Origin of the sequence: Oceanimonas smirnovii ATCC BAA-899 (assembly GCF_000381965.1) — a bacterium.
In the GTDB taxonomy this organism is placed as follows: domain Bacteria; phylum Pseudomonadota; class Gammaproteobacteria; order Enterobacterales; family Aeromonadaceae; genus Oceanimonas; species Oceanimonas smirnovii.
In genome coordinates, this window is record NZ_KB908454.1 from 357,418 (window position 1) to 381,187 (window position 23,770).

Genomic DNA, 23,770 nt, shown 5'->3' on the forward strand with positions numbered 1-23,770 from the left:
AACGTCCGGTTAAATTCACTCAAGCGAAACTTGAGTTTGACGACAGTCAAACAAAAATCGGAAAGTCCTTGTGTATACAGCAGTTAGCACTGTTTCTGACTGTTTTGTCAGCAGCAGCAAAGGCGCGAACTGTGAGTGTGATCATATTGTTATAGCGATACCTGGACGCCTTTATTGTTGGGATTCGCTGCGTTCCCCCCGACCTGCAGCTTTTCAAGGGGAAGGGAAATCAAGTGCTCCTCACTCTTTTCAAGGAGGCTCCTCACTCTTTTCAAGGAGAAGGGAAACCAAGTGCTCCTCCCCCTTTTCAAGGAGAAGGGAAATTAAATACTCCTCCCCCTTTTTAAGGGGGAGGTCGGGAGGGGGTTAACTGTTCAGCTGCGCTTTCAGCAGCTGCAAAAACAACTGCCGAATGCGGCTCTGGCGGCCGTGGCTGCGGGTAATGGCAGAAATGCCCAGCAGGTGGGTTTTCTGGCGGGGCAGCAGCGGACGCAGGCGGCCTGTGTCTACCCAGCGGCGGGCGTAGCTTTCGGGCAAAAAGCCGATGTACTGACCGGAAAGAATAAGGGCCGCGCGGGGCTCGTAGTGGTAGGCCCTGCCGGCCAGTTGCATGCCCGCCAGCTGGGCGCTGGTTTCCGGGTTGGTATGAATGCCCGGGTGGATCAGCTTGAATTCGGGCAGGCGTCCGGCAATCTCGGTATCATTCTGCTCGGTAAACAGCGGGTGACGATCGCTGCAGTAAAGAAAACAGCGCACCTGATAGAGATGATGATAATCCAGCCCTTCCAGATCCCTGTGGTAGTGAATAAAGCCAATATCGGCTTCTTCGCTCAGCACCCGGCGTTCAATTTCGCCCATGTAAGCCACATCCACGCTCACGTTTACATCCGGTGCCTGTTCACCCAGGGATGCAAATACCTCCACCATGGAAAATTCATCTTCCAGCCAGATACTGTCACTGGACACAATTCTCAGCTCGCCGCTGAGCTGCTCATGCAGTTCGTTTACTGTGTAGCGAAACTCTTCCAGCCGGCTGAACAGCCGCTTGGTGGAGTCGTAGATCACTTCTCCGTCATCGGTCAGTGAAAAACCCGAGCGGCCCCGGCGGCACAGCTTGAGCTTGAGCCGGCTTTCCAGGTTGGCCATGTGCACACTGATGGTGGAACGACTGATATTGAGCTCGGTTTCCGCTGCGGAAAAACCGCCGCATTCCACCACGGTTTTAAACAGTTTCAGCAGGCGAATTTCATAGTCGCCAATCTGGCTGAGAACGGGTCTGTTGGTCTGGCTCATAGTTTGAACTGCTTCAATGTGTATGTTGAGAGGGGGTGATTTACCGGACTTTGCGCCGGGGGCTAGCATGTTGTCAAACAGTGGCCCGTGCCGTTGTGGCGCTGCTCACGGCAATTGGACTTGCGGGCGAGGATGGACTCAAGATGAGGCAGCTTAAATGAGCATTTCTGCAGTAAACAGCACCCTGGTAAGAGAAAGCGGTTATATCGACGGCCGCTGGTGTCAGGCCGGCAGTGGCAACACCATTGCTGTCTATAACCCCGCCAACGGCGATCATCTGGGCCAGGTGCCCGACATGGGCGAAACCGAAACCCGCGCTGCCATTGATGCCGCCAGCCGGGCACTGCCGGCCTGGAGTGCGCTTAACCCCAAAGAGCGGGCCCGCCTGCTGCGCAACTGGTTTGATCTTATTATTGAGCACAAAGAAGATCTGGCCCGGCTGATGACCCAGGAGCAGGGTAAGCCCCTGTTTGAAACCCGTGGCGAGGTGCTGTACGGTGCCTCCTACATTGAGTGGTATGCTGAAGAAGCCAAACGTGCCTACGGCAAGGTGTTCTCTGCCCCCACCGGCGACAAGCGGGCGCTGAGCATTCAGCAGCCCATTGGTGTGGTGGCGGCCATTACTCCCTGGAACTTTCCCAACGCCATGATTACCCGCAAGCTGGCCCCGGCGCTGGCGGCGGGCTGCACCGTGGTGGTCAAGCCATCTGAAGAAACCCCGTTTTCTGCCCTGGCGCTGATGGCGCTGGCCGAGCAGGCAGGCATTCCGGCCGGCGTGATCAACATGATCACCTCCAGCCAGGCGGCAACAGTAGGGAATGTGCTGACCAGCGATTCTCGCGTGCGCAAGCTGTCGTTCACCGGCTCTACCCGGGTGGGCAAGCTGCTTTATGGCCAGAGCGCCGACACCATGAAAAAGCTCAGCCTGGAGCTGGGTGGCAACGCGCCTTTTATTGTGTTCAACGACGCCGATCTCGACGCCGCCGTCACTGGTGCCATTATCTCCAAATACCGTAACGCCGGTCAGACCTGTGTCTGCGCCAACCGCATTCTGGTGCAGGATGGCATTTACGATGAATTTATGGCCCGCTTCAAGGCGGAAGTGGAAAAGTTTGTTATTGGTAACGGTCTTGATGCGGCCACCACTCTTGGCCCTGTGATCAACAAGGCTGCCGTCGACAAGATTGCCGGCATGGTAGACGCTGCCCTGAGCGAAGGTGCCACCCTGGTCACCGGTGGCCGCCGTCATTCAGCCGGCGAGCTGTTCTATGCGCCTACTATTCTCGGTAATGTGACCCAGCAAATGGCCATTGCCAATCAGGAAATTTTTGGCCCGGTGGCACCGGTGATCCGCTTTAAGGATGATGCCGAGGCCGTGGCCATTGCCAACGACACCCCCTATGGTCTTGCCGCCTATTTCTATACTGAAAGTCACAGCCGCATCTGGCGCATTGCCGAGCAGCTGGAATACGGCATGATCGGCATTAATGAGGGCATTCTGTCCAACGAAATTGCCCCCTTTGGCGGCGTGAAGGAGTCCGGTCTGGGCCGGGAAGGCTCCGCCGAAGGGCTGGCGGACTATATGGAAACCAAATATCTGTGCATGGGCGGCATTCGCTGAGCGTGAATAAAAGGAGCATTATCATGAGCAAGAATCAGCAACTTCAGCAACGCAAAGACGCCGTCTTTGCCCGTGGCATGGGCAACATGGCCCCGGTTTATGTCGATCGTGTCAAAAATAATGAAATCTGGGATGTGGAAGGCAACCGCTTTATCGACTTTGCCGCCGGCATTGCCGTGGTCAACACCGGCCACAGCCACCCGCGCATTGTGGCTGCCGTTAACGAACAGCTGCAGCGCTTCAGTCACACCTGCGCCATGGTGACTCCCTACGAGAGTGTGGTGGCGCTGGCCGAGCGTCTGGTAACACTGGCTCCGGGCCCCACTGCCAAAAAAGCCATTTTTGTCACCACAGGTGCCGAGGCAGTGGAAAACGCGGTGAAAATTGCCCGTGCTCATACCAAACGCAGCGGCATTATTGCCTTTAACGGCGGCTTTCATGGCCGTACCAATATGGCCATGGGCCTGACCGGCAAGGTTGCCCCTTACAAGGCAGGTTTCGGACCTTTCCCGAATGAGATTTATCACCTGCCGTACCCGAATGCCTATCACGGCGTTACCGAAGAGCAGTCGCTCAAGGCCCTGGATGAGCTGTTTCATTGTGATATCGAGCCAGGCCGGGTAGCAGCGCTGATCATAGAGCCGGTGCAGGGAGAAGGTGGTTTTTATCAGGCACCGGCGTCGTTCCTGCAGAAACTGCGTGCCATCTGTGATCAGCATGGCATTGTGCTGATTTGTGATGAAATTCAGACCGGTTTCGCCCGTACCGGCAAGCTGTTTGCTACCGAATATGCCGGTATTGAACCGGATCTGATGACCATGGCCAAGGGCATTGCCGGCGGTTTTCCGCTGTCTGCCGTGGTCGGCAAGGCCGACATCATGGACGCTGCCAACCCGGGCGGTCTGGGAGGCACCTACGCCGCCTTTCCGCTGGCCTGTGCCGCCGGTCTGGAAGTGCTGAACATTATTGAAGAAGAGCAGTTGTGCGACAGAGCCCTGGCCATTGGCGAGCTGATGAACAAGCGTCTGAGCGAGCTGCAGAGCAAATATCCTCACCACATCGGCCAGGTGCGTAACCTGGGTGCCATGGTGGCGATGGAGCTGGTACACAACGGGGATGTGGATCAGCCCAATCCGGAGCTGACCAAAGCCGTGGTGGCGAAGGGAATCGAGAAAGGTGTGATTTTGTTGTCTTGTGGTGTACGCGGCAACGTTATTCGCTTTTTGCCGGCCCTGACTTCACCGCTGGAGGTGGTCAGCGAAGGTCTGGACTTGCTTGAACAGGTACTTTGCGAACTCGTTTAAGCCGGTTGATACGTCGATGTCAAAGTAGCTTTGGCGGGCCCTGTGCCCGCCTTTTTTGTGCGCGTGAGTATTAGCCATCACGCTGGAGTGCTAAAGTGAATGATATATTCCTTTGTATAAAGGCTTAAGCTGTGGCCGCATTTCACTCTTCAAAAATTGCACTGTTACTTTTTTTGTTGCCAGTGTTGTTGTTTGTGCTGGCAATGCCCGCACTCATTTCGCCGCTAAGCACATATTTGTTAGAGCAGAAAATGAGAGAGGTGACAGCGTACCTGGATACTCGCTCACAGGCTGTTGATAATATTATTACCAGGCAGCTTGCAGGCCTTCGTTTTGACTGTGGGCTGGGAGACATGGCCCTGTTGCGGGAGCCTAAATACTACAGTCGTTATATACGCATGACAGGTGTAAGCAATGCTGAAAATATCAGTTGCTCAAGTGTGGGCATGCCGTTTGACAGCGAGTATCTTCAGGCACCGGCTGCTGACGGATTCACCTTGAAAAATACTCCCCGTTATGAAGGAACCGACAGTGAACTGATGGTACGTTACCAGATGCAGGGCAATATCGCATTCTGGGTATTGGACAGCAGTTGGGTGTGGGAGCTGATCGAGAGAGATTGTACCGGTTGTTTTCTGCTTTCCTTTCACTATCCGGGTTCCGGTATCGACAGCCTTGAACGGGGTAATACAGCCATACCGCGAGAGCAGGGTGCCATGTTGATAGAGCAGGAAAAAATTCAACAGCACATTGGTCAACCTCCTGTTGTTAATCAGCAACAATTATGGGGAGGACAAATACTGCAAGAGCATGCTCAGGCATTGTTATGGCGATGGGGGGGAGGTGGCAGTGTTGTTTTCTCGTTAATACTGGCAGCAGGCTACCATCACTCCCGTCGCTACCGTAATACTATTGGTGGCCTGATCAGGCAAAGTGTGAAGGATGAGGACTTTATTCCTTATTATCAGCCGGTAGTCGATAGCCGAAGCCAGAAAGTCGTTGGCTATGAAGTGCTGGTTCGCTGGAAAAAGGGAGGAGAGTTAATCACACCGGATCAGTTTATTCCTGCTGCAGAAACAGAAGGACTGGTGGGTGAGATAACCATGCAGTTATTGAACCATGTACTGCATGATCTGGAGCAGCTTGATAAGACACACTGGGTAAGCATTAATCTGGTTGCCGAGCATGTTGAGACTGACTGCCTCTTTCGCTGGCTTCAGGAGCGGCAATGGCCATGGTCTGACCGCATTAAATTTGAATTAACAGAGCGGGTTCCCATTAAAAACCTGCATCATGCAGATAAACATATTACTGCGCTGATTGAGCGGGGATATCAATTCAAGATAGACGATTTTGGAGTGGGTTACGGAGGTTTTGTTTATCTTCAGAAGTTAAATGTAGAAGGAATAAAAATAGATAAAATCTTTATTGATACTATTGGCACCAGTGATGCCAAACGCAGGGTGCTGGACTCCATCATTATATCTGCGCATCAGGTTAATATGTCGGTTATTGCTGAGGGGGTTGAAACGTTTTCTCAGGTTGATTATCTGGCACAACGTCATGTTTATCTGATTCAGGGATATGTATATTACCGCCCTATGGCTATCTCTTCTGTTCTCGGTTTACCAGAGCGTGCTCAGGGCGCAACCAGATCGCAGCCGGCTGAATAGCTAATTTAATCAGTCCGGGTACGCGCTTCTGCAGATGACAGTAATGTCATGATGATGTCAGTTTTTCGTCAGTATCTCCTTGTTATGCTTTTGCCATTAACAAAGCACACTCACTCTGCGAGGAAATACATATGCGTAAGCTCAGCACCCTGATGATTGCCCTGACCACCGTGGTCATGCTGCCCCAGGCGGCGCTGGCATCAGCCGCTCAAACTCCGGCTCACGTTTGCCTGAGTAACGTTAACATGTTCACTGATGGTGTCGATCTGTTTCATGCCAAGCTGGCCCAGCGTCGTGCCGGCAGTGCCGGGCTGGAATGTACGCCTGCTCATGTCTTTCTGAACGGTGGCAGTAACGGCACTGATGGTGTGGATCATTTTCAGGATCGCATGGATCCTGATGCTGCCGCCAATCCTGGCTCAAAGGCAAGGGTGTACCTTTCCAAAGGAAACGATGGCACCGATGGGGTTGATCTGTTTCAGCGTCGCCGGACCGGTGATTCCTGAAGGTGTCAGGAGCGCTGACACTGGTACACAATAAAGTGGTTGACCTTACCGTGGCGGTAACCCTGATACTGGGTTACCGCCATGTTTATTAAAGAAGGAAACCACCATGATAACTCTGATTATTCCTGATATGACCTGTGGCCACTGTGTGGGTGTTATTTCGGGCATTCTTACCGGGCTGGACCCGGATTGTGAGCTGAACTTTGAACTGGCTTCCCGCAAAGTGAGCATCAGCTCCGGCCTGCCCCGGGAAGAGATTATCGAGGCGCTGAGCGACGCCGGTTACGACTGCGAGTAACAGCGGAGGCAACCATGAGCACTAAATCAGCAGAGCTGCGTTTGCTCATAGAGGGCATGAGCTGCGCGTCTTGCGTCTCCCGGGTTGAAAAGGCCCTGGGCGGTGTGCCGGGAGTGCGTTCGGTCAGTGTCAACCTGGCGTCGAACCGTGCCGAGCTGGTGCTGGACAAGGGCACCGCCGCCGGTGAGCTGGCAGCAGCAGTGAACAAGGCCGGCTACCAGTGCCCGACCGAGCAGGCGGAGCTGGTGATTGGCGGCATGAGCTGTGCGTCCTGCACTGGCCGGATAGAAAAAGTACTCAGCCGGCTGCCCGGTGTGCTGTCGGCCAGAGTCAATCTGGCCGCCGAGCGGGCGTATGTGGAGTGGCTTGCCGGCAGTCAGGATATCAGTGCTCTGACGGCGGCGGTGGAAAAAGCCGGCTTTAGTGCCGAGGCCGCCGATGATGCGCCTGCGGCCGACGAGGGTCATGGCCGCGAGCGGGAGCGGCAATCGCTGAAACGCTCGCTGATCATGGCTGCTGTGCTTACCCTGCCGGTGTTTGTGCTGGAAATGGGCGCGCACTTTGTGCCCGGCATGCATGAATGGATTAACAACACCCTGGGGCAAGCCCTGAACTGGCGCATTCAGTTTGTGCTGGCCAGTCTGGTGCTGTTTGGCCCGGGCTTGCTGTTTTTGAAAAAAGGGCTGCCGGCGCTGCTGCGCGGGGCCCCCGAAATGAATTCGCTGGTGGCGCTGGGGGGCCTGGCCGCCTGGGGCTATTCCACCGTGGCTACCTTTGCCGGACACTGGCTGCCCGCCGGCAGCCGGCAGGTATATTTCGAGGCGGCGGCGGTGATCGTCACCCTTATTTTGCTGGGGCGTTTTCTTGAGGCGCGGGCCAAAGGCCGCACCGGCGAGGCCATTGAAAAGCTGCTCGGCCTGCAGGCACCCAGCGCCAGAGTAGAGCGGAATGGCAGCACCGAAGAGGTGCCTCTTGAACAGGTGAGAGTAAAAGACAAAGTGCGGGTACGCCCGGGTGAGCGCATTCCGGTAGACGGCACCGTCGTGGACGGCGCTTCCTGGGTAGATGAGTCCATGCTGACCGGTGAACCCGATCCGGTAGAAAAGCAGAAGGGCAGTGAGGTCACCGGCGGCACGGTTAACAACAAGGGCTCGCTGCTGGTGGAAGTCACGCAAGTGGGCAAAGAGACCCGGCTTTCGCAAATTATTCGCATGGTGGAGCAGGCTCAGGGGGCCAAACTGCCTATTCAGGCGCTGGTGGACAAGGTGACCGGTGTGTTTGTGCCCGTGGTGATGAGCCTTTCCTTGCTCACCTTTGTGCTCTGGTGGTGGCTGGGGCCGGCACCGGCGCTCAGTTTTGCCCTGGTTAACGCCGTGGCGGTGCTGATCATTGCCTGCCCCTGTGCCATGGGGCTGGCCACGCCCACCTCCATTATGGTGGGCACCGGCCGGGCCGCCGAGCTGGGCGTGTTGTTTCGCAAGGGCGAGGCACTGCAGGCCCTGCGCGGCGTCAAGGTGATCGCCTTTGACAAAACCGGTACCCTCACCGAAGGCAAGCCTGAGCTCACCGATCTGCAGGTGAGTGACGGCCTGGATAAAGACACTGTGCTGGCGCAGATTGCCGCCGTGGAGCAGCGCTCCGAGCATCCCATTGCCGATGCCCTGCTGGCGGCGGCACGAGAACGGGACCTTAATCTGCCTGAAGTAAGCGAGTTCGACACCGTTACCGGCATGGGCGTAAAGGCAAAGATCGACGGCGTGCGAGTGGAGGTGGGGGCGGATCGTTACCTGAAATCCCTTGATATGGACTTGTCGGTATTTGCCGACACCGCTCACAAGCTGGCTGATGAAGGTAAAACGCCGCTTTATGCCGCCATCGACGGCAAACCGGCCGCCATTCTGGCGGTGGCGGATCGCATCAAGGAAGGCACCGCCGATGCCATTACCGCCCTGCATGAGCAGGGGCTGAAAGTGGCCATGATCACCGGTGACAACAAGGGCACGGCCGAGGCCATTGCCTCACAGCTGGGCATTGATGCCGTTGAGGCGGAAGTCATGCCCGATGGCAAGGTGGAAGCCCTGGAGCACCTGCGCCAGCAGCACGGCACAGTGGCGTTTGTGGGCGACGGCATTAACGATGCCCCGGCACTGGCGGCGGCGGATGTGGGGCTGGCCATTGGCACCGGCACCGACATTGCCATTGAGGCGGCCGACGTTGTGCTGATGCGCGGCGATCTGCGGGCCGTGCCTCAGGCGCTGGCCATCAGCCATGCCACCCTGCGCAATATTCGCCAGAACCTGTTCTGGGCCTTTGCCTACAATGTGTGTCTTATTCCGGTGGCGGCGGGTGTGCTGTATCCGGCTTTTGGTCTGCTGCTCTCGCCCATGCTGGCCGCCGGTGCCATGGCGCTGTCGAGCGTGTTTGTGGTGAGCAATGCCCTGCGGCTGAAACGGTTCAGGGGCGCATAACAGACCCGAGTTGTTATAATGCGCGCTTTCTCACAAAACAGGACTTCTGTTATGACAACTCTGGGTACCCCCCTCTCGGCAACTGCCACCCGGGTTTTAATGTGCGGCGGCGGTGAGCTGGGCAAGGAAGTAGTCATTGAGCTGCAGCGACTGGGCGTTGAAGTGATAGTGGTGGATCGCTATGCCAACTCGCCGGCCATGCAGGTGGCTCATCGTTCCCATGTGATTTCCATGCTCGACGGTGCCGCCCTGCGTGCCGTGATAGAACAAGAGCAGCCGCATTTTATCGTGCCGGAAATTGAGGCCATTGCCACCGATACGCTGGCCGAGCTTGAACGGGAAGGCTTTAACGTGGTGCCCACTGCCCGGGCCACTCAGCTCACCATGAACCGGGAAGGCATTCGCCGGCTGGCAGCGGAAGAGCTGGGGCTTGCCACCTCGCCTTATCGCTTTGCCGGCACGCAAGACGAGTTTCGCGCCGCCGTGGCCGAGATTGGCCTGCCCTGTGTGGTCAAGCCCATTATGAGCTCGTCGGGCAAGGGCCAGAGCACGGTGAAAACCGAGGCCGATATCGACGCCGCCTGGCATTATGCGCAGGAAGGCGGCCGCGCCGGCGGTGGCCGGGTGATAGTAGAAGGTTTTGTGGAATTCGATTACGAAATTACCCTGCTCACCGTGCGCCATGCCGGTGGTACTCGCTTCTGTGCGCCTATTGGTCATGTGCAGGTAGACGGCGATTATCGCGAGTCCTGGCAGCCTCAGGCCATGAGTCCGGCGGCGCTTTCGGCGGCCGAAGCCATGGCGGAAAAAGTCACCAGCGCCCTGGGCGGCCTGGGTCTGTTTGGCGTGGAGCTGTTTATTCGCGGTGATGAGGTGTTGTTCAGCGAAGTCTCGCCCCGGCCTCACGACACCGGCATGGTGACCCTGATTTCCCAGAACCTGTCGGAGTTTGCCCTGCACGCCCGGGCCATTCTCGGCCTGCCTATTCCCGCGATTCGCCAGTACGACCCGGCGGCCTCGGCGGTGATACTGCCACAAGGGGAGTCCAGCCAAACCACCTTTGGCAACCTGAGTGAAGCCCTGGCCCAGCCCGATACGGATTTGCGCCTGTTCGGCAAGCCGGAAATCAACGGCCGCCGCCGTATGGGCGTGGCCCTGAGTCTGGCCGACAGCATTGACGCCGCCCGGGAAAAGGCCCGCCGCGCCGCCGCCGCAGTTAAAGTAGAGTTTTAAGTTCTTAATCGTCTGTAGGTACGGGAAAACGTAGGCCAAAGGAACCACTTCGCGACACGCTTCAGGCCCCTCCCTGGGGCGCTCGACAAATGCCATCCATGGCATTTGATCGGTCGCGAAGCGGCCACCTTTGGCCTCCTTTATAGAGGCCGGCACCACCCTAATCCCTAATCCCCTTGCACTTACAACCACACCCCCAGCAGCATAAAGGCCGGGATCAGTACCAGCAGCGGGCAACGGAACACGCGCAGTGCCAGCAAACCCAGCGCCGCCGCGGCGAGCGCCGGCGCACCGGTCACACTGGCCACAAACACCGGCTGATACAGGGCCGCCAGCAATAATCCCACCACAGCCGCATTCACTCCGGCAATGGCACCGGCCATGCGCGGACTGGACGCCAGCGCCTGCCAGCCATTAATAAACGCCAGCACCAGTAAAAAGCCCGGCAAAAAGAGGCCAAAGGTGGCTACCAGTGCGCCCAGCAGCGGGCTGGCGGGTAATAACTCTGCGCCCAGAAAGGTGGCAAGGGTAAACATGGGGCCGGGCATGGCCTGGGCTGCGCCGTAACCGGTCAGAAACACTTCACTGGAAAGATCGTTTGCCAGCAGGTTCTGCAGCAGGGGCAGCACCACATGGCCGCCGCCAAACACCAGGCTGCCGGCCTGATAAAAGTCGGCAAACAGCCCCGCCGAGCCACCATGGGCCAGCAGCGGCAGACCCACAAACAAGGCGGCGAACAACAATAAAAACGGCCAGTTAATAAAGGCCTTGCGCACTGGCTCGCCGCTGTCGCGGGTAAGCAATATGGCTCCGACCACGGCGGCGGCCAGCAGGGCAATAAACTGGGCCAGCAGCCCGGGCCAGAGCCAAAGCCCCGCGGAGGTTCCCACCGCCAGAGCCAGAGTCAGGCGCCGGCGACAGAACTGGCCGGCCATGGTCAGCACCGCATCGGCCACCACTACCAGGGCAAACAGCTTAAGGCCGTTTACCACTGCTGAGGTAACGGGTGAGTCGGCAAAGTGCCTGCCCAGCATGGCCAGTGCCAGCATCAGCACAAACGAGGGCAGGGTAAAACCGATAAAAGCAGCAATGGCCCCGCCCAGGCCGGCGCGCTGGTAGCCGATGGCAAAGCCCAGCTGGCTGGAGGCAGGCCCTGGCAGGAACTGGCACAAGGCCATCGTCGAGGCAAAGCGATCCTGAGGAATCCATCCCAATTTTTGTACAAAGTGGCGCTGAAAGTAGCCGATATGGGCAGCAGGACCACCAAAACTGACACAACCCAGCAGTAAAAATTGCCAAAATACGGACAGCATAAATGGCTCCGGTTAATCACGATGGGGTCATCATACTATCCCCATGATGACAGTTCATGTGCCGATTATTTATCTGTCTGAATGTGTTGGAACAGTTATTGCTTAACCCTGCTCGCAAACGTCGCTAAACGTATTGGTTCCCACCATCTGCTTTGGTAGTTATTCAGGTGAGGCAGCCGCCCCGGAGGTAAAGGCAGTGAGTAATAAGCAGCGAACCACACAAACGCAGTTCGCGCCATTGAGCGGAAAAATTCACCTGACAGGGGAAGAGGTATTTCCCCCCTATGATTTTTTTCAGCAAGAGTCTCCGCGCGAGCAGCAGCGTGAGCGCCTGCATAAGGCCATAGAGAGCTGCCGGGATGGCTGGCGACGCCGGCTTGAAGCCATGCTCTGCCGCAGTGAACTGAGCCTGAGCTGCCGTTTGCTGACGCAGGCCGAAGACGATGCCGAGATGCTTTATTTTGTGATGGAGCATCAATGGGATGGCCGGCTGCAGCGCTCTGCAGCCCTCTATATAGAGCACGCCACCCTGTATCAGCTGGCAGAAATGACCTTTGGCGGCATGCCCACAGACAGAGCAATGACATTGCGGGGGGTCTCTGAAACCGAGCGCCGGCTGGGCAACAGTTTATTGTCCATGTTGACCGATAACCTGGTGGCACGAATATTGCCAGAAGCGGTACCGGCAAGCCCCCGTATGTTGGGATTCAAACCTGACATAGCGGCAGTGAGTTACCTGAAGTTCGAGATTCATTTTGCCGGCCGTCAGCTGAGTTGGGTGCTGGCACTGCCAGCACTGGAGGTTGCCCCTCAGGCACAGAACGAGCCGGTTATTACAGGGCTGGCGGTTGAGCTGAATGCCGGTTTGCCCGGGCTTAATACCCGTTTGTCAGTGCCCCTGGCCAGCTTTGAACTGCCTCTTGGCAGGCTGGCAGAACTGCGCGAAGGGGATGTGCTGCCCATTCATCTGCTGCAGGAGGTGGTGGCCCGGGCCGGCGATTTGCCGGTGCTGAAAGGGCGGGTGGCCGAGCGCGATGGCATGCTGGTGTTTGCCAGTCACGGATTCATAGATTGAGCTGTAACGGAGCAGTAAACAGATGAGCGAAATACAACATCAGGACATGGGACTGTTGCCGGGAGACGATCTGGACAGCCTGTTCAATGAAGCCGCCATGGAGGCAGAAGAAGCGGCTGCACCGGCTGCAGAGCAGCGGGGGCTGGATTATTTTCAGCAGTTGCCGGTCAGGGTATCGCTGGAAGTGGCCAGCGCCGAAGTGAGCCTGGGGGAGCTGATGCAGGCGGGTGAAGGTGCCGTGATTGAGCTGAATAAGGCCGTGGGTGAGCCGCTGGATCTTAAGGTGAACGGTACTCTGCTGGCGCAAGGGGAAGTGGTGGTGGCCAATGGCCGTTATGGCGTACGCCTGACCCGTATTGTAAACCGGCCCGCACATCAGGCTGGAGCCAATGAAGCATAAGCCCTGGCTGGTTCTGCTTCTGGTCACTGTGCTGGTACTTCTGCCGGGGCAGGCTTTGGCCGATATGCCCTTGTTATCGGTTACCGGCCCTGACGGCGAAACGGAATACAGCCTGAAAATTCAGATTTTACTGCTGATGACGGCGCTGGGGCTGCTGCCGGCGTTTTTGCTGATGCTCACCAGCTTTACCCGCATTATCGTGGTGCTGGCAGTGCTGCGTCAGGCCCTGGGCCTGCAGCAAAGCCCGCCCAACCGAGTGCTGATCGGCATTGCCCTGTCGCTGACGTTGCTGATTATGCGGCCGGTATGGCAGGACATTTATCACAACGCCTTTGTGCCCTATGACAATGGTGATATCGGCTTTGAGCAGGCGCTGGTGACGGCAAAAGCGCCGCTGCAGACCTTTATGCTGGCCCAGACCCGGGAAACGGATCTGGAGCAGATCCTCAATATCGCTCAGGAGCCCACCGACCTGGCCCCCGAGGAGGTGCCTTTTGAGGTGCTGATCCCGGCTTTTGTGCTGAGCGAGCTGAAAACCGCCTTTCAGATTGGCTTTATGCTGTTTATTCCCTTTCTGGTGATCGATCTGGTGGTGGCCAGCGTACTCATGGCCATGGGTATGATGATGCTGTCGCCCCTGGTGATCTCGCTGCCGTTCAAGCTGATGCTGTTTGTGCTGGTGGACGGCTGGGCCATGACGGTGGGCACCCTGGCCCGCAGTTTCGGAGGCTGAATGACGCCCGAGCAGACGGTGGACATTATCAGTCAGGCGGTGCTGACCATTATCGCCATGGTCAGCGTGCTGATCATTCCCGGTATGGTGGTGGGGCTGGTGGTGAGTATTATTCAGTCGGCCACGCAAATTCAGGAGCAGACCCTGAGCTTTTTTCCGCGGCTGCTGGTCACCCTGCTGATGCTGATCTTTGCCGGCCACTGGCTGCTGCGGGAGCTGATGGAGCTGTTCGATATGCTCTACACCATTATTCCCGGAAGTCTGTGAATGACGCCTTTGCTCAGCCTGACCACTCCCGAGCTGATGGCCTGGATAGGCAAGGGCTGGTGGCCCTTTTGCCGGCTGGCGGCATTTTTCTGGGTGCTGCCGCTGTTTGGTGACGGCCACCTGAGTCCGCAAATCAGGCTGCTGTTTGCTTTTTCTCTGGCCATGGTGCTGATGCCGCTGCTGCCACTGGGACCGGCAATAGATCCGTTTTCTTTTGCTACTCTGGTGATCACTCTGGAGCAGCTGTTGTTCGGTGCCCTGCTGGCGCTGATGCTGCAGCTGCTGTTTACCGTGGTGACCATGGCCGGACAAATCCTGTCGATGCAGATGGGACTGGCCATGGCGGTGATGAACGATCCGGTGAACGGCGGCTCGGCACCGCTGATCGGCCAGTTGTTGTGGATCTTTGTGGCCTTGCTGTTTCTGGCCTGGAACGGTCATTTGCTGGCGCTGGATGTGATTGTAGAGAGCTTTCGCAGCTGGCCTGTGGGCCATAGTCTGACCGAGCTGGATTTGTCAGTGCTGGTGAATCTCGCCGGCTGGATGTTTGGTGCCGCCCTGCTGCTGGCGCTGCCGGCGGTGATTGCCATGCTGCTGGTCAATATCACCTTTGGCGTGATGAACCGCAGCGCGCCTTCGCTCAATATCTTCGCCCTCGGCTTTCCCATGACCATGATGCTGGGGTTGGTGTCGCTGCTGCTGATGCTGGCCAATATTCCTCAGCGTTATCTGGAATTCAGTCAGGACGTGTTTGATCTCATGCGCCAGTGGAGTTTGTAAATGGCCGGGCAGGATTCTTCTCAGGATAAAAGTGAGCAGCCTACCGAGCAGCGCAAGCGCAAGGCCCGTCGTGAAGGCCAGATAGCCCGCTCCAAGGATCTCAATACGTTGGTATTGCTGTTGCTTGGCGGTGTGGTGATCTGGTGGCAGACGGCGGCGCTGGGGGCGTTTTTCCGCCGGTTATTTACTTCGGCGATGGAGCTGCCGGCGGCGGCCACGCGGGAGCCGGCGCGTATGCTTGAGCTGCTGGAGCAGGCACTGATGGCCACCCTGTGGGCGCTGCTGCCGGTGTTTCTGACTATTTCCGTTTTGCTATTGCTGTCGGGGCTGGTGCCCGGCGGTCTGCTGTTTTCCTGGGACAGTCTGCAGCCCAAACTGAGCCGGCTTAATCCGCTCTCCGGGCTTAAGCGTATGTTTTCAAAGCAGACGCTGGTGGAGTTGTTCAAATCCATGCTCAAGGTCACTCTGCTGGGGGGCACGCTGGGTGTGCTGCTTTACAGCCAGTGGGAACGACTGGTATTTCTTGGCCGCATGCCGCTGGAAACCGGTTTTGGTCAGGGTCTGGGGCTGCTGGTGCTGGCAGTGTTGAGTCTGTGCGCGGCGCTGGCGCTGATTGCCGTTATCGATGTGCCCTTTCAGAAATGGTCGATGAACCAGAAGCTGAAGATGACCAAACAGGAAGTAAAGGAAGAGCAGAAAAACACAGATGGCCGCCCCGAGATTAAGCAACGCATTCGCCAAATTCAGTTTCAGATGGCCACCGGCCGCATCGAGCAGCGAGTGCCCGATGCCGATGTGGTGATTGTTAACCCCACCCATTACGCGGTGGCACTCAAGTATGATCCCGAACGGGCCGACGCTCCCTTTGTGATTGCAAAGGGCACCGATGCGCTGGCCGCGCGTATTCGCGAACTGGCCCGGTTGCACGATCTGGAGATCATTAGTCTGCCGCCCCTGACCCGTGCTCTGTATTACTCTACCCGGGTGGATCAGCAGGTGCCGGCGGGTCTGTACAGTGCCGTGGCCTATGTGCTGACCCATGTGCTGCAGCTCCAGGCCTGGCGGGACGGGCGAGGGCGCAAGCCCGGTGCTCTGCCTGATTTCAGTATTCCCAAGAAATATCAACATTAAGAGGTGAAGTGTGAACTGGAAAGGCCTTAGCCGTCCTTATATGGCCGTCCCCCTGCTGCTGATTGCCGTGCTCGCCATGGTGATTCTGCCGCTGCCGCCCTGGCTGCTGGACGCCCTCTTTACCTTTAATATTGTGCTGGCGATCATGGTGTTGCTGGTAGCTGTATCGGCGCGCCGGCCGCTGGATTTCTCGGTATTTCCTACCGTGCTGCTGGTCGCCACCCTGATGCGGCTGACCCTGAACGTGGCCTCGACCCGGGTGGTGCTGCTCAGCGGCCATGAAGGGGCGGGGGCCGCTGGTAAGGTGATCGAAGCCTTTGGCGAGGTGGTGATCGGCGGCAACTATGTGGTGGGCATGGTGGTGTTCGTGATTCTGATGATCATCAACTTTGTGGTGATCACCAAGGGCGGCGAACGCATCTCGGAAGTAGCGGCCCGCTTTACCCTGGACGCCCTGCCCGGCAAGCAGATGGCCATTGATGCCGATCTGAATGCCGGTGCCATCGATCAGGAGCAGGCCCGTAACCGCCGGCAGGAAGTGGCCCGGGAAGCAGACTTTTACGGCTCCATGGACGGTGCCTCCAAGTTTGTGCGCGGTGACGCCATTGCCGGCCTGTTGATCCTCTTTATCAACCTGCTGGGCGGCTTCATGATTGGCATGTTCCAGTATGAACTGAGCGCCGCCGAGGCTTTTCAGCGCTTTGCCCTGCTGACCATAGGTGATGGTCTGGTGGCCCAGATACCCTCATTGCTGCTGGCCACCGCCGCCGCCATTATCGTGACCCGGGTCAATGACGACAGCGATATGTCCACTCAGGTGGGCCAGCAGCTGCTGGCGTCGCCCCGGGTGGTATGGACCGGGGCGGCCGTTATGCTCATTCTGGGGCTGGTGCCCGGCATGCCGACCTTTGTGTTTCTGCTGTTTGCCGCGGTGCTGGGGTATGTGGCCTGGCGACTGCAGCAGGCCGATGGGGCAGCCGATGATTCGCTGGAGCAGGCGGAGCAATTACTGGCGCGGGAGCAGGATACTTATCCTGCTCTGGGCTGGCAGGATCTGCCCCAGGTTGATCTGCTGACCCTGGAGCTGGGCTACCGGCTGGTCAATCTGGTGCATGAAGAGCAGGGGGCTCCGTTGCTGGGGCGTATTCGCGGCGTACGCAAGAGCCTGTCTGAACAGGCCGGTTTTTTGTTGCCCGAAGTGCGGGTGCGCGACAACCTGCAACTGGCACCGCAGGAATACCGCATCAAGCTGGCCGGGGTGGTGATGGCCAGTGGCAGCGCCGACGGTGAGCGCATGCTGGCCATTAACAAGGGCGAGACCTATGGCGAAATAGACGGTGAACTGACCCAGGAGCCCGCCTACGGCATGCCGGCAGTATGGATTGAGCCGGGTAACAAGGCCAAGGCCCTGAACTACGGTTATGCGGTGGTCGATTCCGCCAGTGTGGTGGCCACCCATGTCAGCAAGCTGATGCGCGAGCACCTGCCGGAATTACTGGTGCTGGATGATGTGACTCACTGGCAGGAGCGGCTGCAGCAGCAGGCACCCAAGCTGGCGGGCTTGCTGACAGAAGCACTGCCGCCGGTGCTGCTGCTCAAAGTCTTCCGTGCGCTGCTGAAAGAGCAGGTCAGTCTGGCAGATGTGGTGACCATTGCCACCGCTTTGGTGGAAGGGGCTGGTATTACACAGGACCCGGTATTGCTGGCGGCGGATGTGCGCTGCGCCCTGAAGCGGGTAATAGTGCGCCAGATTATGGGCGAGCGTGACGTATTAAGCGCCTTTACCCTGGCCGACACCCTGGAGCAGACCCTGCTCAGTGCCCTGAGTCAGGCCCAGCAGCAAAATGCCAAAACCAGTATCGACAGTTTTCCGGTAGAGCCCAACCTGCTGTCTCAGCTGCAGCAAAAAATGCCGTCGGTGACAGAAACGTTACAGGAGCAGGGGGTGCCGGCAGTGCTGCTGGTGATACCTCAGCTACGTCCGTTGCTGGCCCGCTATGGAGCTGTCTTTGCCAAGGGGCTGAAAGTGCTTTCCTATAATGAAGTACCCGAGCATATTCAGATTGATGTGGTAGGTACGCTGGGATGAGTAAAAGGTGAACACAAAATGCGCAAATTGTGTTCACTCCGGTAATAGCCGCACTAAAAATGTTGTATTAGGCTTGCAACCATCCGGTTTATTTAGTCAAATGCTGACGCACTAAAATACTGTTGCTGATGACAAGGGCAAACTGCGTGAAAACGCAGGACGCAAAGCTTCCGGTCTAAGGGAAATTACTTCCTATGATAGCGGGGTCGCCAAGGCAGGTTACCTTTCTGGCGTTTCGCCACCTGTAAAACCTTTCTCAGCGTTATTCTCATCCTGGCTTCTGGCCGGGCCGGTGTTTTTTTGCCGGTTTAAATGACACAACACAAGATGAATAAGCTAGCAATACTTAAAGGCATCGCCTGCCTGAGTGTATTGCTGGGCAGCGCTGCAAGTCTGGCTAATTACGTGACCGAGCTGGATCAGGCTGTCTGGCATGCCGAGCGAAGAGCATCTCGCTGCGTACTTGAACATGTCATCCACAATGTCGCCCGTGCCCGTTTCAGTCCCGGCTCCGACAAGCATCCTTTACTGACAGTGACCTGGCATGCCCGTGGCATTCAGGGCGGGCCGGCTGTACTGACCGTTGTGCCTGCACCCTGGCAACAGCTGCCGGAGCTAAGCTTGAGTCAAAGCCAATGGCAGAACCAGACACTGATCTTCAGCCAGCAGGTGCCTGATGCACTGACTGCATTGGCCAACGGTCGCTGGCTGGCCATTACCGAGCCGGGCAATCCGCGTCGCATTGTGATTCCCAGTATTCATTTTCAGCAGGCTTACAGTGAATATCGCCGGTGCCTTGGCACCGGCAGTGCAGAGCCTGTTGCAGATGACAGTGGCCTTATCCTGAATTTTCAGTCTGGTGCCCGCGAATTGAGTGCCGGGCAGCAGCATCAGATTGCGGCACTGGCGTCGCGCATTAACACGAACGAGCCGGTTTCCCTGCTGCTGGAGTCTTATACCGACAACAGCGGCTCCGCGTCACTTAATCTTGAATTATCCCGTCAGCGGGCGGAACAGGTGGCAGCTGAATTGCGCCGTTTTCATCCTGCTCTGCCTATCACCATTCGTGCGTTTGGCGAGGCTTATCCGTTAGCCGAAAACACCACTCCTGCCGGACGTTATCAAAACCGACGTCTTGTTATTTCTCTGCTCAAGGTGGAAAAAGCATCATGAACTCAAGTTGTTACTCTTCCTCTTTGCTCTGGCTGATCTCCAACAGTGGTATGCCTGACAAGTGCTGTGATGCCTTACGCAAGGCGGGCTACCAGTCTGAGCAGGCCACAGTGCAGACACGCAGTGAACACAAGCCTGCGGTGATCCTGATGGACAGCGACCTGGGAGCCGGTTTTATCGAGCAGATCCAGTTACTGAGCAGCCGGTTTCCGCAGGCAGTGATCCTGGCCATGGTGGAGCAGGGTGAAAGTGCGCTGGCCGGAGAGGCCCTGCGCGCCGGCGCCAGTGATTATGTGCTCAAGCCGTTTCAGCCCAGTCAGCTGCTCAGAGTGCTGGGCCAGAGCCTGGCGCTGCGCAATAGTACCGGTGACATGGTGGTACGCTCGCGGGCCGGTTTGCAGGTGCTGCAACTGGCGTACCGGGCCGCACAAACTCCCGCTGCCGTGCTGATAGGCGGCGAATCGGGGACCGGCAAAGAATGTCTGGCCCGTTATATCCATCAGGTTTCCGATCGCAGTGAAGGGCCCTTTGTGGCGGTCAACTGCGCCGCCATTCCCGAAAGCATGCTGGAGGCGGTGCTGTTTGGTTACAGCAAGGGGGCTTATACCGGTGCGGCTCAGGCTCAGGCGGGCAAGTTCGAGCTGGCCAACGGCGGCACCCTGCTGCTGGATGAAATTTCCGAAATGCCTCTGGCGCTGCAAACCAAGCTGCTGAGGGTATTACAGGAAAAGGAAGTGGAGCGGCTGGGCAGTCATCAGAAAGTTAATCTGAATGTGCGCATTATTGCAGCCTGCAACAAGGATCTGCGGGAAGCGGTCAGCGCCGGCGAGTTCCGGGAAGATCTGTTCTACCGGCTGGATGTATTGCCACTGAGCTGGCCGGCACTGAGAGAGCGGGCGGAAGATATTATGCCCCTGGCACGTCACTTTCTGCACAAATACGGCCAGGGTGAGTCGTTTAGCTTCACCGTGGAAGCAGAGCGGGCGCTGCTCAGCTATCCCTGGCCCGGTAATATTCGTGAGCTGGAAAACGTGATTCAGCGGGCACTCATTCTGGCCCGCAGCGCCATTATTGATATACCGGATCTGATGCTGCCCGATGCTGGCCAGGGCCGGGCTGCCAACGTCTTGCTGCCGCTCAGTCAGCCGGTAGCGGAAAAGGTGGCTGACGGACTGCAGGCCAGCCGTCAGCGTGCCGAGTTCGACTATGTGCTGCAGATATTGCGCCAGCACAGCGGGCATCGCTCCCGCACCGCAGAAGCCCTGGGGCTGACCACCAGAGCACTACGCTACAAGCTTGCAGCCATGCGTGAGCAGGGCATTGATATTGACCGCGCCTTAGGAGCCTGACCATGACTATTTCCCCCGAAAGCGCCCAGCAGGCCATGCTGGTTCGTCTTAATCAGCTGCAGCATCAGGCTCAGGGCGGGGTCACTATTACCCCTGCCGCAGAGCAGGGCAGTTTTGGTGACATGATGAAAACCACGGTACGTGCCATTAATCATGAGCAGATGCAGGCGGCCAGTCTGATGACGGCGGTGGAAACCGGTGCCAGTGAGGATCTGGTGGGCGCCATGCTGGCCAGCCAGAAGGCGGGCCTGAGTTTTTCTACCCTGGTGCAGGTGCGTAATAAAATGATGACGGCGTTTGACGACATCATGCGCATGCCGCTGTAAGGAGTTGTGATGGCACAAGCAAGCACACTGATGGCTGCCGGCCAGCCGTTTAAAACCGGATTTGGCAAGGCCCGTTCCCGCTGGCAGAGATTGTCTGATCATCATCGGCAGGTGATTTTACTGGGTAGTCTGGCACTGATGATAGCCGTCGCTGTGGTGGTGTTTCTGTGGCAGGCGGGGCGCAGTTTTGTTCCGCTTTACGGCAAGCAGGAACTGTACGATCAGGCACGCATCGTGGAGGTGCTGGAGCAGGAGCAGATTCCGTTCCGGCTGGATGCTCACAGTGGCCAGATCCTGGTAGATGAAGCGCTGCTGGGACAGGTACGAATGCAGCTGGCCGCTCAGGGGGTTAAGGCCATGCTGCCTGCGGGCATGGACGAGCTGGCTCAGGGCACCGGGTTTGGCACCAGTCAGTTTATGGAAACCCGCCGTTATCGCCATGCCCTGGAAGGCGAGCTGGCGCGCACTATTATGGCGCTGGACTGGGTGCGGCAGGCCCGGGTGCATCTGGCCATGCCCGAACGAACCCTGTTTATTGGCCGGGCCGAGCAGACTCCCACCGCTTCCGTGATGCTGGATGTGGTACCGGGGCACGGGCCGGATCCGGCGCAGGTAGAAGGGATTGTCAATCTGGTGTCCGGCAGCGTGCCGGGCATGACGCGTGATAAGGTGTCGGTGATTGATCAGCGTGGCCGGGTGCTCAGTGATGAGCTGACCATGAACGGCCAGAGCCGCGGCCTGAGCCTGCGCCAGGTGGAATACAGCCGCCAGCTGGAGCAGCAACTGGCCCAGCGCGCGCGGGATATGTTGTATCCGGTGCTGGGTGGGAATAACTTTCGCGTGCAGGTCACTGCCGATCTCGACTTTAACGCAGTGGAAGAAACCCGGGAAAGCCTGGATAAAACACCGGTATTGCTGCGGGAAACCGGCAGTGAAAACCGCACTCAGAACAGCCTGGAACTGGGTATTCCCGGCGCGCTTTCCAACACGCCGCCGCAAACCGACGCCGAGAGTGAAAATACCGACAGCAAAGACAACCAGAGCCAGCGTGAACAGCGGGAATATCAGCGCCAGTTCGAGAGCGGTCGCTCGGTGGTGCACACCCGTTATCAGAGTGGCCGTATCAAGCAGCTGAGTATTTCCGTGTTGCTGAACCAGAGCGCGGCACCGGAAGGCGGCTGGGATCAGCAACAGCTGACTCAGCTGGGGCAAATGGTGCAGGGGGCGGTAGGGTTCAGCCAGGCGCGCGGCGACAGTTTTGCTTTGTCCAGTTTTGATTTCGCGCCGCAAGCCGTGCTTACCGAGTTTCCGGAGCAGCTGGCCTGGTGGCAGCAGCCACAAACTCAGGCTTATGCCCGTTATCTGATCGGTGCTTTTATGGTGCTGGCGATATTGCTGCTGGGCGTGCGGCCATTGATACGCCACCTGGGCACTAATCAGAAAGCGGCGGCCCTGCGTGAGCTGCAGGCAGCGCTGCCCGACGCTGGTGAGCATGGTGCCTCGGCCGCTCTGCCGGGGCAGATGGCGTCTGTTGAGCGGGCAGGACCACACACCACACTACCCTGGGAAGCGGATGAGCGGGAGTGGCAGCTGCCGCCGCCGGGCAGTGAACTGACAGTGCAGGTTACTCACCTGCAGCTGCTGGCCGAGCGTGAAACCGACAGAGTGGCGGAAGTTATCAAACACTGGATTAAAACATCATGAGCGAGCAGCAGACTGAACAGATCACCGGCCTGAATCTGGAAGATATTGAAAAAGCAGCGGTATTGCTGCTGAGCATGGGAGAGTCTGCCGCCGCCCGGGTGCTGCAGCGCCTCGACAGGGATGAAGTCAATCAGGTGACTACCGCCATGGCCCGCCTGAGCGGGGTCTCGGCAGACTCTGCCCGGGGGACGCTGCAGGAGTTTTTTGATCTTTACCGGCAGCAGAGTGGCATTAATTCGGCATCGCGGGAATACCTTGAGCGAACCCTGGATCTGGCGCTGGGTGAAAAGCTGGCCCGCGGCTTGCTGGACTCCATGTACGGTGATGTGGTGCGCCATGAGATTCAGCGCTTGCAGTGGGTACAACCCGAGCTGCTGGCACGTTTTCTGCAGCAGGAACATCCCCAGATGCAGGCGGTGATCCTGGCATTTTTGCCTGCCGACTCTGCTGCTGCCGTTCTGTCTTTGCTGCCCGGGGAGAGCCATGACGAGCTGCTGCTGCGTGTGGCCAACCTCAACGAGGTGAGTGAATTCGTGGTGGTGGAGCTGAAGGCGGCGCTGGCCCGCTGTATGGAGTTTGTGGCGCACAATGCCGGTGCCCGGGTTGACGGGGTGCGGCAGGTGGCTGACATCGTCAATCGCTATCAGGGTAACCGGGGCGAGCTGATGGAGCTTATCAAGCTGCATAATGCGGAAAAAGCCGGCGATATTGAACGCAATATGTATGACTTTACCAGCCTGGCCAGGCAAACACCGGAAACCCTGCAACGCATTGTGCAGGATCTGCCGGTGGAGGTGCTGGGGCTGGCGCTGAAAGGTGCCGAGAGCCAGGTGCGCCGGGCCATGCTGGAAGCCATGCCCAGACGCATGGCGCAGCAGATGGAGCAGGATATGCTGCGTCAGGGGGCCGTGGCGGTAAGCCGGGTAGAAAATGCCCGTCAGGACGTGATGAACCTGGTGCGTGAGCTGGCTGAACAGGGCGAGCTGGAATTCCAGCTGTATGAAGAGCAGGTGGTGAACTAGTGAAACGACACT

General features: G+C 57.8%; 21 protein-coding genes and 1 riboswitch. Of the genes, 19 read left to right on the forward strand and 2 right to left on the reverse strand.

Features of this window, described 5'->3' with window-relative positions; translation table 11 throughout:
- Positions 1 to 366 precede the first annotated feature (366 nt).
- A complete protein-coding gene (locus G364_RS0101615; protein ID WP_019933399.1) occupies positions 367 to 1,293 on the reverse strand; it encodes a LysR family transcriptional regulator in 927 nt (308 codons plus the stop codon).
- A gap of 157 nt (positions 1,294 to 1,450) precedes the next feature.
- Here G364_RS0101615 and G364_RS0101620 point away from each other — a divergent pair, with 157 nt between their 5' ends.
- The 7 genes from G364_RS0101620 (at position 1,451) to purT (ending at position 10,396) form a co-directional block, all read left to right on the forward strand.
- The gene (locus G364_RS0101620) at positions 1,451 to 2,914 is read left to right on the forward strand and encodes an NAD-dependent succinate-semialdehyde dehydrogenase (protein WP_019933400.1); all 1,464 of its coding nucleotides are present in this window, start codon (positions 1,451 to 1,453) and stop codon (positions 2,912 to 2,914) included.
- A gap of 23 nt (positions 2,915 to 2,937) precedes the next feature.
- On the forward strand, positions 2,938 to 4,218 hold the full coding sequence (gabT, locus tag G364_RS0101625) for a 4-aminobutyrate--2-oxoglutarate transaminase (RefSeq protein WP_019933401.1): 1,281 nt from the start codon (positions 2,938 to 2,940) through the stop codon (positions 4,216 to 4,218).
- A 131-nt stretch (positions 4,219 to 4,349) separates the two neighbouring features.
- Positions 4,350 to 5,891, forward strand: a complete 1,542-nt coding sequence (locus G364_RS16220) for an EAL domain-containing protein (RefSeq protein ID WP_019933402.1) — start codon at positions 4,350 to 4,352, stop codon at positions 5,889 to 5,891.
- Between the two features lie 131 nt (positions 5,892 to 6,022).
- Positions 6,023 to 6,397 carry a hypothetical protein gene (locus G364_RS0101635; protein ID WP_019933403.1) on the forward strand — a complete coding sequence of 125 codons (375 nt, stop codon included), beginning with the start codon at positions 6,023 to 6,025 and terminating at the stop codon, positions 6,395 to 6,397.
- A 106-nt stretch (positions 6,398 to 6,503) separates the two neighbouring features.
- On the forward strand, positions 6,504 to 6,695 hold the full coding sequence (locus G364_RS0101640; protein WP_019933404.1) for a heavy-metal-associated domain-containing protein: 192 nt from the start codon (positions 6,504 to 6,506) through the stop codon (positions 6,693 to 6,695).
- 14 nt (positions 6,696 to 6,709) lie between these two features.
- Positions 6,710 to 9,163, forward strand: coding sequence for a heavy metal translocating P-type ATPase (locus G364_RS0101645; protein ID WP_019933405.1), 2,454 nt, complete (start codon positions 6,710 to 6,712; stop codon positions 9,161 to 9,163).
- 51 nt (positions 9,164 to 9,214) lie between these two features.
- Positions 9,215 to 10,396, forward strand: coding sequence for a formate-dependent phosphoribosylglycinamide formyltransferase (gene purT / locus G364_RS0101650; RefSeq protein ID WP_019933406.1), 1,182 nt, complete (start codon positions 9,215 to 9,217; stop codon positions 10,394 to 10,396).
- A gap of 182 nt (positions 10,397 to 10,578) precedes the next feature.
- On the opposite strand, the gene chrA is transcribed toward purT, so the two are convergent.
- Complete coding sequence (chrA, locus tag G364_RS0101655) at positions 10,579 to 11,709, reverse strand: chromate efflux transporter (RefSeq protein ID WP_019933407.1); 1,131 nt, start codon at positions 11,707 to 11,709, stop codon at positions 10,579 to 10,581.
- Positions 11,710 to 11,905: 196 nt separating this feature from the next.
- On the opposite strand from chrA, the gene G364_RS0101660 reads away from it, so the two are divergent.
- The 12 genes from G364_RS0101660 to G364_RS0101715 all read left to right on the forward strand — a co-directional run bounded on the left by G364_RS0101660 (position 11,906) and on the right by G364_RS0101715 (position 23,758).
- The gene (locus tag G364_RS0101660; protein WP_156816402.1) at positions 11,906 to 12,784 is read left to right on the forward strand and encodes a FliM/FliN family flagellar motor switch protein; all 879 of its coding nucleotides are present in this window, start codon (positions 11,906 to 11,908) and stop codon (positions 12,782 to 12,784) included.
- 22 nt (positions 12,785 to 12,806) lie between these two features.
- Positions 12,807 to 13,184 carry a flagellar motor switch protein FliN gene (gene fliN, locus G364_RS0101665; RefSeq protein ID WP_019933409.1) on the forward strand — a complete coding sequence of 126 codons (378 nt, stop codon included), beginning with the start codon at positions 12,807 to 12,809 and terminating at the stop codon, positions 13,182 to 13,184.
- Positions 13,174 to 13,917 (forward strand): flagellar type III secretion system pore protein FliP, encoded by a 744-nt coding sequence (gene fliP / locus G364_RS0101670; protein WP_019933410.1) that lies wholly within the window; start codon positions 13,174 to 13,176, stop codon positions 13,915 to 13,917. The genes fliN and fliP overlap by 11 nt, the downstream gene beginning before the upstream one ends.
- On the forward strand, positions 13,918 to 14,184 hold the full coding sequence (locus G364_RS0101675) for a flagellar biosynthetic protein FliQ (protein WP_019933411.1): 267 nt from the start codon (positions 13,918 to 13,920) through the stop codon (positions 14,182 to 14,184). It abuts the gene before it with no gap.
- Positions 14,185 to 14,964: a flagellar biosynthetic protein FliR gene (fliR, locus tag G364_RS0101680; protein ID WP_019933412.1), complete on the forward strand. Its 780-nt coding sequence runs from the start codon at positions 14,185 to 14,187 to the stop codon at positions 14,962 to 14,964.
- Positions 14,965 to 16,095, forward strand: coding sequence for a flagellar biosynthesis protein FlhB (gene flhB / locus G364_RS0101685; RefSeq protein WP_019933413.1), 1,131 nt, complete (start codon positions 14,965 to 14,967; stop codon positions 16,093 to 16,095). It begins immediately after the preceding gene.
- 40 nt (positions 16,096 to 16,135) lie between these two features.
- Complete coding sequence (gene flhA / locus G364_RS0101690; RefSeq protein ID WP_019933414.1) at positions 16,136 to 18,184, forward strand: flagellar biosynthesis protein FlhA; 2,049 nt, start codon at positions 16,136 to 16,138, stop codon at positions 18,182 to 18,184.
- A gap of 126 nt (positions 18,185 to 18,310) precedes the next feature.
- Positions 18,311 to 18,398, forward strand: a riboswitch (cyclic di-GMP riboswitch).
- 113 nt (positions 18,399 to 18,511) lie between these two features.
- Positions 18,512 to 19,357: a MotY family protein gene (locus G364_RS0101695; protein ID WP_019933415.1), complete on the forward strand. Its 846-nt coding sequence runs from the start codon at positions 18,512 to 18,514 to the stop codon at positions 19,355 to 19,357.
- Positions 19,354 to 20,706, forward strand: a complete 1,353-nt coding sequence (locus tag G364_RS0101700; RefSeq protein WP_026344607.1) for a sigma-54-dependent transcriptional regulator — start codon at positions 19,354 to 19,356, stop codon at positions 20,704 to 20,706. Before G364_RS0101695 ends, G364_RS0101700 begins: the two co-directional genes overlap by 4 nt.
- 2 nt (positions 20,707 to 20,708) lie before the next feature.
- The gene (fliE, locus tag G364_RS0101705; RefSeq protein WP_019933417.1) at positions 20,709 to 21,032 is read left to right on the forward strand and encodes a flagellar hook-basal body complex protein FliE; all 324 of its coding nucleotides are present in this window, start codon (positions 20,709 to 20,711) and stop codon (positions 21,030 to 21,032) included.
- 9 nt (positions 21,033 to 21,041) lie between these two features.
- Positions 21,042 to 22,736: a flagellar basal-body MS-ring/collar protein FliF gene (fliF, locus tag G364_RS0101710; RefSeq protein WP_019933418.1), complete on the forward strand. Its 1,695-nt coding sequence runs from the start codon at positions 21,042 to 21,044 to the stop codon at positions 22,734 to 22,736.
- Positions 22,733 to 23,758 carry a FliG C-terminal domain-containing protein gene (locus G364_RS0101715; protein ID WP_019933419.1) on the forward strand — a complete coding sequence of 342 codons (1,026 nt, stop codon included), beginning with the start codon at positions 22,733 to 22,735 and terminating at the stop codon, positions 23,756 to 23,758. Before fliF ends, G364_RS0101715 begins: the two co-directional genes overlap by 4 nt.
- Positions 23,759 to 23,770: the final 12 nt, after the last annotated feature.

What these genes read in the sequence shown, in the direction of transcription:
- G364_RS0101615 (WP_019933399.1), bottom strand. Translation starts at nt 1,293, where the DNA reads ATGAGCCAGACCAACAGACCCGTTCTCAGCCAGATTGGCGACTATGAA.
- G364_RS0101620 (WP_019933400.1), top strand. Translation starts at nt 1,451, where the DNA reads ATGAGCATTTCTGCAGTAAACAGCACCCTGGTAAGAGAAAGCGGTTAT.
- gabT (WP_019933401.1), top strand. Translation starts at nt 2,938, where the DNA reads ATGAGCAAGAATCAGCAACTTCAGCAACGCAAAGACGCCGTCTTTGCC.
- G364_RS0101635 (WP_019933403.1), top strand. Translation starts at nt 6,023, where the DNA reads ATGCGTAAGCTCAGCACCCTGATGATTGCCCTGACCACCGTGGTCATG.
- G364_RS0101640 (WP_019933404.1), top strand. Translation starts at nt 6,504, where the DNA reads ATGATAACTCTGATTATTCCTGATATGACCTGTGGCCACTGTGTGGGT.
- G364_RS0101645 (WP_019933405.1), top strand. Translation starts at nt 6,710, where the DNA reads ATGAGCACTAAATCAGCAGAGCTGCGTTTGCTCATAGAGGGCATGAGC.
- purT (WP_019933406.1), top strand. Translation starts at nt 9,215, where the DNA reads ATGACAACTCTGGGTACCCCCCTCTCGGCAACTGCCACCCGGGTTTTA.
- chrA (WP_019933407.1), bottom strand. Translation starts at nt 11,709, where the DNA reads ATGCTGTCCGTATTTTGGCAATTTTTACTGCTGGGTTGTGTCAGTTTT.
- fliN (WP_019933409.1), top strand. Translation starts at nt 12,807, where the DNA reads ATGAGCGAAATACAACATCAGGACATGGGACTGTTGCCGGGAGACGAT.
- fliP (WP_019933410.1), top strand. Translation starts at nt 13,174, where the DNA reads ATGAAGCATAAGCCCTGGCTGGTTCTGCTTCTGGTCACTGTGCTGGTA.
- G364_RS0101675 (WP_019933411.1), top strand. Translation starts at nt 13,918, where the DNA reads ATGACGCCCGAGCAGACGGTGGACATTATCAGTCAGGCGGTGCTGACC.
- fliR (WP_019933412.1), top strand. Translation starts at nt 14,185, where the DNA reads ATGACGCCTTTGCTCAGCCTGACCACTCCCGAGCTGATGGCCTGGATA.
- flhB (WP_019933413.1), top strand. Translation starts at nt 14,965, where the DNA reads ATGGCCGGGCAGGATTCTTCTCAGGATAAAAGTGAGCAGCCTACCGAG.
- flhA (WP_019933414.1), top strand. Translation starts at nt 16,136, where the DNA reads ATGGCCGTCCCCCTGCTGCTGATTGCCGTGCTCGCCATGGTGATTCTG.
- G364_RS0101695 (WP_019933415.1), top strand. Translation starts at nt 18,512, where the DNA reads ATGAATAAGCTAGCAATACTTAAAGGCATCGCCTGCCTGAGTGTATTG.
- G364_RS0101700 (WP_026344607.1), top strand. Translation starts at nt 19,354, where the DNA reads ATGAACTCAAGTTGTTACTCTTCCTCTTTGCTCTGGCTGATCTCCAAC.
- fliE (WP_019933417.1), top strand. Translation starts at nt 20,709, where the DNA reads ATGACTATTTCCCCCGAAAGCGCCCAGCAGGCCATGCTGGTTCGTCTT.
- fliF (WP_019933418.1), top strand. Translation starts at nt 21,042, where the DNA reads ATGGCACAAGCAAGCACACTGATGGCTGCCGGCCAGCCGTTTAAAACC.
- G364_RS0101715 (WP_019933419.1), top strand. Translation starts at nt 22,733, where the DNA reads ATGAGCGAGCAGCAGACTGAACAGATCACCGGCCTGAATCTGGAAGAT.